The sequence below is a fragment of the uncultured Gimesia sp. genome, from assembly GCF_937919775.1.
Lineage (GTDB): Bacteria > Planctomycetota > Planctomycetia > Planctomycetales > Planctomycetaceae > Gimesia.
On record NZ_CALFPF010000724.1, the window covers coordinates 1 to 8,170 of the forward strand.

At 51.2% G+C, this 8,170-nt stretch carries 6 protein-coding genes; 5 read left to right on the plus strand and 1 reads right to left on the minus strand.

Features of this window, described 5'->3' with window-relative positions; all coding sequences use genetic code 11:
- Positions 1 to 766: 766 nt before the first annotated feature.
- The 5 genes from Q0294_RS20410 (at position 767) to Q0294_RS20430 (ending at position 5,816) form a co-directional block, all read left to right on the plus strand.
- A complete protein-coding gene (locus Q0294_RS20410; protein ID WP_299469141.1) occupies positions 767 to 2,602 on the plus strand; it encodes a DUF3300 domain-containing protein in 1,836 nt (611 codons plus the stop codon).
- 206 nt (positions 2,603 to 2,808) lie between these two features.
- A complete protein-coding gene (locus tag Q0294_RS20415; protein ID WP_299469143.1) occupies positions 2,809 to 3,534 on the plus strand; it encodes a DUF1559 domain-containing protein in 726 nt (241 codons plus the stop codon).
- 324 nt (positions 3,535 to 3,858) lie between these two features.
- A complete protein-coding gene (locus Q0294_RS20420; RefSeq protein WP_299469145.1) occupies positions 3,859 to 5,019 on the plus strand; it encodes a hypothetical protein in 1,161 nt (386 codons plus the stop codon).
- A complete protein-coding gene (locus Q0294_RS20425) occupies positions 5,009 to 5,239 on the plus strand; it encodes a hypothetical protein (protein WP_299469147.1) in 231 nt (76 codons plus the stop codon). Before Q0294_RS20420 ends, Q0294_RS20425 begins: the two co-directional genes overlap by 11 nt.
- Positions 5,240 to 5,507: 268 nt before the next feature.
- Positions 5,508 to 5,816 carry a hypothetical protein gene (locus Q0294_RS20430; protein WP_299469149.1) on the plus strand — a complete coding sequence of 103 codons (309 nt, stop codon included), beginning with the start codon at positions 5,508 to 5,510 and terminating at the stop codon, positions 5,814 to 5,816.
- Between the two features lie 52 nt (positions 5,817 to 5,868).
- Here Q0294_RS20430 and Q0294_RS20435 read toward each other — a convergent pair whose 3' ends face one another.
- Positions 5,869 to 8,133 (minus strand): SulP family inorganic anion transporter, encoded by a 2,265-nt coding sequence (locus tag Q0294_RS20435; RefSeq protein WP_299469151.1) that lies wholly within the window; start codon positions 8,131 to 8,133, stop codon positions 5,869 to 5,871.
- Positions 8,134 to 8,170: the final 37 nt, after the last annotated feature.

Genomic DNA, 8,170 nt, shown 5'->3' on the forward strand with positions numbered 1-8,170 from the left:
ACGGACTGCGCTGGGCAAATCCCTCCACGTGAGATTGGTTCGACTTCATACCAGGCGCTCCTCTGAAGGTCGATGAAATGACTGTGCCTACTATATCAGGGAATTTGTGATATCTCGACCAAATTCATCCACGTTTTTTGGTTTGTCGATAATTTTCAGAATTACCAAAAAGCAGCCGGGCAGTGAAAAAAAAAAATGCGTGAAAAGAAACCGCGGCCACAGAGAAGCAGCAGGATCACAAAGAATCTTTGCCATGAAGTTGAAATTTTGCAAAGAGTCAGACCGGAATCAATCGCGTGTTTGATTTGAAAAGCGATTTTTGTGTCTGCTGATCAGCGAGGCAGGCGTTGTTCAAACAGTTGAATTGATGATTTTGGCCGCTGAAAGCGTGTTTGAATTTCGCACGCTGTGATGATACTAACCAAACACGCAAGACCCGGTTTTGTTTCGATATTTTTTTGATTTAATTTCGGAGTGAATCATCAAATCTCAGAATTTTTCTCGCGTTTCTGAAACCGTCTTCCACCCCCTTGAGTATTCAAGACGCGGGGAAAACAACATGGTTTTTGAAGAACCATGTGATGTTTCTTTTGGGAAACATGTTGTCTTTGATCAACGTTTTACAGGTATTTGAAAGCGGACAGTGAGGTAGTTCATGGAAATCTGCATTTTTCTAAAATCGGTTTCCGACTGCTCGAAAAAACTAAGCTATATCAATACTGACCAGGCGCAGCATCAGGTCGTAAAACATCAGAGAAGGCAAGATGTGAATCAAAAAGAAACAATTCACAACATTCAGAAAAAGATGGGGAAACCGATGACATCCACTTCACACAATTACTTCAAAGGAATGATTGCCATCACAGCGGGAGTCTGTTTAATGCTTCAACCCGGTATCGCCAGTGCACAACAGCCCGGCGGCATCCTGCAACAGAAAACGTTATCACCACGCGCGATTGAAAGCCTGGTCACGGGCATCGCCTTCTATCCTGATGATCTGGTCGAAACCATTCTGCAGGCCTCACAGCATCCGCTGGCCATTCGACAGGCAACGAAACCGGCCGGAGTGCAAATCGGCGGCGGTCGATTCGCACAACGCGTGCAGCAATTCAGTCAGGTCACCGATCCCAATGTAGAAAAGCTGAAACAGTATCCTGAAATCCTGGCGCAACTGGGTGACCACATCGCCACCACGACACTGCTGGGACGTGCTTATGAATCACAGCCGGACGATGTCTGGTCAGCCATCGACAAACTGCGAGCAGAAGTCGACGCCGCTCTGGAACAGCAACCGGATCAATTCGTCGATGCGGGCGGCGCTCCTTTAACGGGTCAGGCCGCATATGTCGCAGCCGCCGGTTATGTCGCCGGTCGTTATTTCGGACCGGCAAACGTTTCTGAACTTTATGTGGCTTATGCACATCCGAATCAGACCACAACCGTCACCAACTACCAGGGCGAAAACTTCAACGGTTCCGCCACTCAAACGACAGCCACAGGACCGTACGGCCACGCGACCGCTTCCACAGGCAGCAGCGCCACCACTTATGTCGGACCAAACGGCAACACCGTGACCGGAGCCACGCAAGGGGGGAGCGTCGTTTACCAGAACGGTCCAACGACTGTCGGAGCCGGCGCGGCTACCACAACAGTCACTGGTCCTCAGGGAAATTCCGCGACAGCCACCGGGGCAGGAGTCGCAGGCAAAACCACCGTGGGTGACACCACCTATTTCGGTGCCGCCGGCGGGGGAACCGTGAATACGTCCAACGGACTCTCTGCCGCCGGAGCCGGTCAGGCCACCGGTTCAGTCACACAGACTCAAACGGGAGCCAACTACAACACGCAGGCCAGCGGCTCCGTCGCCACCAACACCGGCGTCAACGCCTATGGATCCAGAAACACAAATGGCAGTGTGAACCAGAACGCCGACGGATCAGTGAGCGGCGTCCGTTCGTCCTCCACTTCCGTGCAAGGCACCAAAGGTTATGCCGATGTGGAACATAACAGTTCCGGCACCGCGACCGGCAACGGAAACAGCACGTACAACGGGTCAACCACAGTCGATTCCAGTAAGGGTTCTGCTTCGGTCAACACAACCGCAGGGAACGGACAGGCCAGTTCCACTGTGACCACACAAAACGGTTCCGCCACCGGAACGCTGGGCGATGGACAGGTTGGTCAAGGCAGTTCATCAGCCAGCAGTCGACAATCGACGGGCAGCCGGGAGGCCGCCAGTTCCAGCAGCCGGAACAGCCAGAGCGCTGCATCGCGTTCCAGCCGTCAATCGTCTGCTTCCAACTCACGTTACAGCCAGTCCTCAAGCCAGCAGATTTCTTCCGGCCTGCAGAGTATGCAGAAAAACTGGGGACAGTTAAACCAGCAGATGAGTCGTTCCTCACAAGCGGCTGCAGCACAACGCGGAGGACCATCGAGCCCACAACAGAGATCCTCATCCGGATACTCACGTGATTCGCAAAACCGCTCGTCTTACTCGAACGGCGCTCCCTCTTCTTCGAGAGGCGGCTCCTCATTTTCCGGCAGCAGCCGCGGTTCATCAGGCCGCTCAGGCGGTGGCGGAGGCCGCGGCGGTCGCAGATAATTTTCATTAAGTGTCATAAACAAGCACCAGCAGGCCTCTTTTCAATTAAGGAAAGAGGCCTGTTTTGATTCCCTTGCCTGTTCGAATTCAGATTATTTTCTTCCCCTTCTTTGAAATTATCATTAGGATAGAAAGAAAACACGTCTCTCGAATTCTCATACTCATTTATGATCGAGCCTGGAAATAATCAATACCGGGACAGTATCGTGAAAATCACGAAGAAAATTTCGCTCAGCACTGTTGAGATCCTGACCATCCTGGTGATCATCACCATTCTGACTGCGCTGCTGCTACCACCTGTTCAACAAGCGGTCAACAGCGGTCGAAGAGAACACTTTCGAGACCAACTGAAATTTGTTGCTCTGGCGTTGTACCAATATCAGGAAGACCGCGGCTGTCTGCCTCCCGCGGTGGTGATTGACGAGCAAGGCAACCCCATTCACAGCTGGCGGGCATTACTGCTGCCATCATTAGAACAGCAGTCTCTTTTCAAGGACCGTCATTTCGATTATCGATTTGACGAACCCTGGAACAGTCCACACAACCAGCAGCTCGCTGAGCAGAACCCGGACCTGTTTCGCCTTGAGACGCACCTCAAGGACGACACAATACGCAATTCACGACTGGTCGCGATCATTGATGATTCCACTTACTGGAACGAATCGCAGGAATGCCGCTTGCTGTCCAAAGGTGATGATCTGAAAGCACAGATTTTACTGATAGAAATTCCTGGCTTCAAAGGTTTATGGAATGAACCCAGCGATATTACACTGGATGAATTGCTCAAGCTGACCGAAACAGACAGCTTCGGCATATACGGCGCCCATGCCTTATATGCCGACGGACATGTCCACTGTCTTTCGCCCGAAGAACTGAACGCATCGAATTTACTAAAGCAGGTCCGCAGACCTGCAGTGCATCATGCAGATTGAATAGCGGTCTTTTGAACTGATCCACTTTGATAATGAATGCTCCTATGAGTTTACCGATTCCGAGACAAAAATAGCCGGATTATTATAGGGAGAACTGGCAAACCTTCCACCTTGGATTGAGCAGGAGATCGATGAAAGAGATTTATTTGCCTTTCGACTGATTTTAGATGAGTTCGCCGTCGGACTGCTCAAGGTGAGAAAAACGGAACATCATCTGACACAAAACTGGGCCACACCACACTACCAACTGGAAATCATACTCGATCATTCCAGAGGAATGATCTGCTTCAATGGCCAGGAGAAAGTCGTTCGTTTCACGGAAGAATGATCAGAACCGATCAATTTCGAAAGTCACTCGTAAAATTGAAACAACGACGCTTCAAAAAATGGTATCTGTTGCTGGCAATCCTGCTCTGTGGGTCGGGGTTTGTGCTCTTCTTCAAAGAAGATCCGATTTCACTCGCAAAAGAACGGCTCAAAACCAAAGGATTTTCCGTCAAGCCGGCTCCCCGGTCCAATTCAATCGACCGTTCGATACACGATGTCAAACGATTTTTCAATATGGAAGAAATCCGGGTAACGCGGACAGATTATTACACCGTTATAGAGTCGTTGAAAGGCGTTGAGGAACTAAATACGCTGTCACCGTTTATTGAAAGTTTAAATTGTGGATTGACGAAAGTTAGAGACAGTGATGCACTCGTCATCGGCAAAATGCACCAATTGAGACGTTTACAAATTTATGGACCGGACTTAACCAATCAGGGAGTCTCCGCCCTCTCCGAACTGAAAGATCTCGAATGGCTTGAGCTCTATGCACCGCAGGCTACCGAAGAGGGACTGAGCTGGCTTCATCGCTGCACACAGTTGCACAGACTTTTTCTGACTGACGCCAGACTAGGCACCCGAACCCTGCAGCAGATTGCCAACCACCGGAAGCTGAGTCGCATCGATATGCAAGGCACAGATGTAAAATCCACTGACCTGCAATACCTGACTGAATTACCAGTATTACATATGCTGGAATTGAATGGTACCTTCCTGGATGAGAAGGCCGCTCCTTATTTCCGTCAGATGAAATCGTTGGGCACCCTGCATCTCAACGAAACTGAAGTGGGAGATCAGGTCTGCCAGGCACTGGCAACGCTTCCCAAATTAAATTCCCTGATTCTTGATGACACGTTGATCACCGATCAGGGAGTTCAGCTACTACTCGAAGGTTGCCCAGAATTGAAAGATCTTTCGATTCGACGCTGTGATATTACAGACAAAGCATTCGCCGCTGTGAAATCCTGGCCGGTCAAACTGGAAAGATTAAACGTAACCGGAAATAAATTAACCGGCGCGGAAATATTGAAAATCCTGAACGATCATGAATCCCTTGAATCAATTGGCTATAATTCAAAGAACTTTGATCCCGATATTGTCAAACAGATTGATTCGATTACTGAAGCAAGACTGCACCGGAGTCTGTATGGCCGATAAGCAACGGAACAAGACGAATCAATCACAAACTGGTGCAGGGAATGACAAGTGGAAAAACCGTGGAAACATTTTGGGGTTGATCCAGATTCTGATCACTCCCTCTCCCTGGTTTTACGGATACCTGACAGCCAATGCGGCGAATGCACAACTTATCGGCGGCTATCAGGCAGCGGATGTGGGAGGCTCGTTTAATGAATTTAAAACCAACGTGGGTAACTAGCCACAAAGCCATCTCACCGCTCACTTCTGGGAGCACGGGGCTCTCTTTGAGACACCACTCTTACTCGGGGCTGTGAACTGGCAACTTTATATTCGCGCAGAAGACAACCAAATCCAATGTGTTAATATTCGTACGGTAGATTCTCAAGACCAGCATCCCACAGACGCGCCCCCCGATAAAGGGGATTGCCGATATCGACTGATTACGGGACAATGGGTAGAGCAGTAATAAATTGACAAAGTAACCTCAACTCGAAAGGAGTCTGATCATGCCACGTTCTCAAACCATCCTCTGTCTGCTGATTTCTGTCTTCAGCATCTTTGCGTTTTCAACATCGAAAGCAAATCAGGCAGCCGACCCTGAACAGGACATGATGACCTTCCGTGCGGTCAAAACCGTGACGGGACCGGAAATCGAAATGAAGGTCGGCAAAGTCGTCTGTACGGCTCCCTACTTGACGATCAAACGCAAGCAACAGCCGGACTGGTCTATCACACCTGTCAAAGGCAAAGTACAATTTCAACGCGGGACCTCCGTCAGCACCGCTGGACAATTTTCGATCTCGATTCGCCATTGAATCCAGCTCTGGCTGGCTGTTCGCGCCCATTTCCTCTTCCCAACAGACTCAATCAAGCTTGCGGTGATGCTTCAGCTTTCTGTTCCGTGAAAAATTCCATCTTGCCGGTTTTGACGTCATAGAATGCGCCGACCACCATCACACTACCTTCGTCGACCAGCTTCCGAATGGCTTCACTGCGTGCGACGATCTCGTGCACACTCCGCAGGACATTTTGTCGGGCCACTTCATCGATGAAGCGTTCCCGCTCAACCGCAGGCCTCTGGCTAAAGAGCTGGCACGCATCTGTATCGACAGAATATTCGACCTCATGCACGATGGAATCGAGGTGCGAACAACCGGTGGCCTGCATGGTATCGTTATGATCGCACATCAGCTGCACGGTAGAAGTGACGGCACCACAACGTGTGTGCCCCAGCACCAGCACCAGTTTAACTCCCGCTACGATGACCCCGTACTCAATGCTGCCCAGCGATTTATTTCCGATCACATTCCCGGCAACGCGGACACTCAAAACATCGCCGATCCCCAGATCCAGCACCAGTTCTGCCGGCACACGGGAATCAATACAACTCAACACCACCGCTAAGGGGTTCTGTTCTTCCGCGGTTGCAAATACCTGGCGTCCCAGATCGCGCGACAATCGGTTGCCGGTCTGAAACCGGTGGTTCCCTTCACGCAGAATTTCCAGCACCTGTTCCGCGGTGGCACGATCTTTCAATTCACGTGTGGAATAGTCGGCAAACTGCATTTCGTCGTTCAGTTGGTATTTCTTGCGGAAGCCGCGCAGGCTGACCGTAACACCACGCGCCGGTCCAATTTTGTTCCTGAAGTCCTGTATCAGGCTCAGAATGTCGGGATCGATATAATCCGTATCACTGGCGTCGATCAACATATGTGTGTCACGCGCCGCGCTGTTGAAGAGCTGATCGAGGGCCGCCCGATTCAAAAAGCTGACCTGATTCGCCAGTTCAATATGTAAAATATCGCCGCCGACATGCGTTTCGACAATCCGCCGAATCGGCTGGCGCAGGCTGCTGTTGAGAATAAACAGGACGCTCACGCCCAGCCCGATTAAGATCCCGGTCAGCAGGTCCGTAAATACGATGGACAACAGTGTGATCAGAAAAGGGGCAAACTGATAGCGGCCTTCCTGCCACATCTGACGAAACAGCGTCGGGCTGGCAAGCTTGAATCCGGTGACCAGCAGAATCGCGGCGAGCGCTGCCAGCGGAATCATGTTCAAGTAGATTGGCAAAAAGACCACGCTGATTAAAATTAAAACACCGTGGAAGATACAGGAGACTTTCGTTTTGGCTCCCGCATTGACGTTGACCGAGCCGCGCACAATCACCGAGGTCACAGGCAGGCCACCAATCAGGCCGGCGACCATATTTCCGACCCCTTGTGCCACCAGTTCGCGACTGGCGGGGGAATTGCGATTCTCGGGATCAATTTTATCGACGGCTTCCAGATTCAGCAGCGTTTCCAGCGAAGCGACAATGGCAATCGTCGCACCTGCCAGATAAACCGCCGGATTCGCCCACTGGGAAAAGTCTGGAAATTTCAGGAACGACGTCAGATCTTTGGCTGATTCCGCAACTGGAATTTGTACCAGATGACTCTGTTCGATTGCCCAGGGACCGCCGAGCCGCTGAAAGAGCAGGTACATGGCCACTCCCAGCAACACCACCACCAGCTGACCGGGGATGACTGAGTTTTTCAACAGTTTGATGCGCCCCCAGATCAGCAGCAATGCGATGGAAGAGATTCCCACAACCGCAGCGCCAAAATGAATATCGCCTTCGAAAACGGTCAGGATTTCCGAGAACGTGTTCTGCTTGTCCGGCTGAGTGAACGACATTTCGCCTTCCGGGTCCGTGTCATGTCCTAAGACGTGCGGTATCTGTTTCAGAATCAGAATGACGCCGATCGCAGCCAGCAGACCTTTGATCACACTCGAAGGAAAAAACGCCGACAATGATCCGGCCCGTACGATACCCAGCCCAATCTGAAGCAAACCGCCAATCAGCACGGCCAGCAGAAACGCTTCAAAGGAGCCCAGGGCGGCAATCTGGGCGAGCACAATCGCGGTTAACCCGGCGGCCGGCCCGCTCACGCTGGTGCTCGAACCGCTGATGGAACCGACTACGAGCCCGCCGATAACGCCGGCCAGCAAACCGGAGAAGAGTGGCGCCCCGGAAGCCAGGGCAATCCCCAGACAAAGCGGTAATGCAACGAGAAACACCACCAGGCCCGAGGTCAGATCGCGAGACAGATAAGAAAGCGGGTAGCCCGAGAGACGTACGTCATCCATGTTGGTTTGCTCAGAGATATCTAATGTATTTTTGTTG

Coding starts and splice junctions, on each gene's coding strand:
- Q0294_RS20420 (WP_299469145.1), top strand. CDS start 3,859: ATGATCAGAACCGATCAATTTCGAAAGTCACTCGTAAAATTGAAACAA.
- Q0294_RS20425 (WP_299469147.1), top strand. CDS start 5,009: ATGGCCGATAAGCAACGGAACAAGACGAATCAATCACAAACTGGTGCA.
- Q0294_RS20430 (WP_299469149.1), top strand. CDS start 5,508: ATGCCACGTTCTCAAACCATCCTCTGTCTGCTGATTTCTGTCTTCAGC.
- Q0294_RS20435 (WP_299469151.1), bottom strand. CDS start 8,133: ATGGATGACGTACGTCTCTCGGGCTACCCGCTTTCTTATCTGTCTCGC.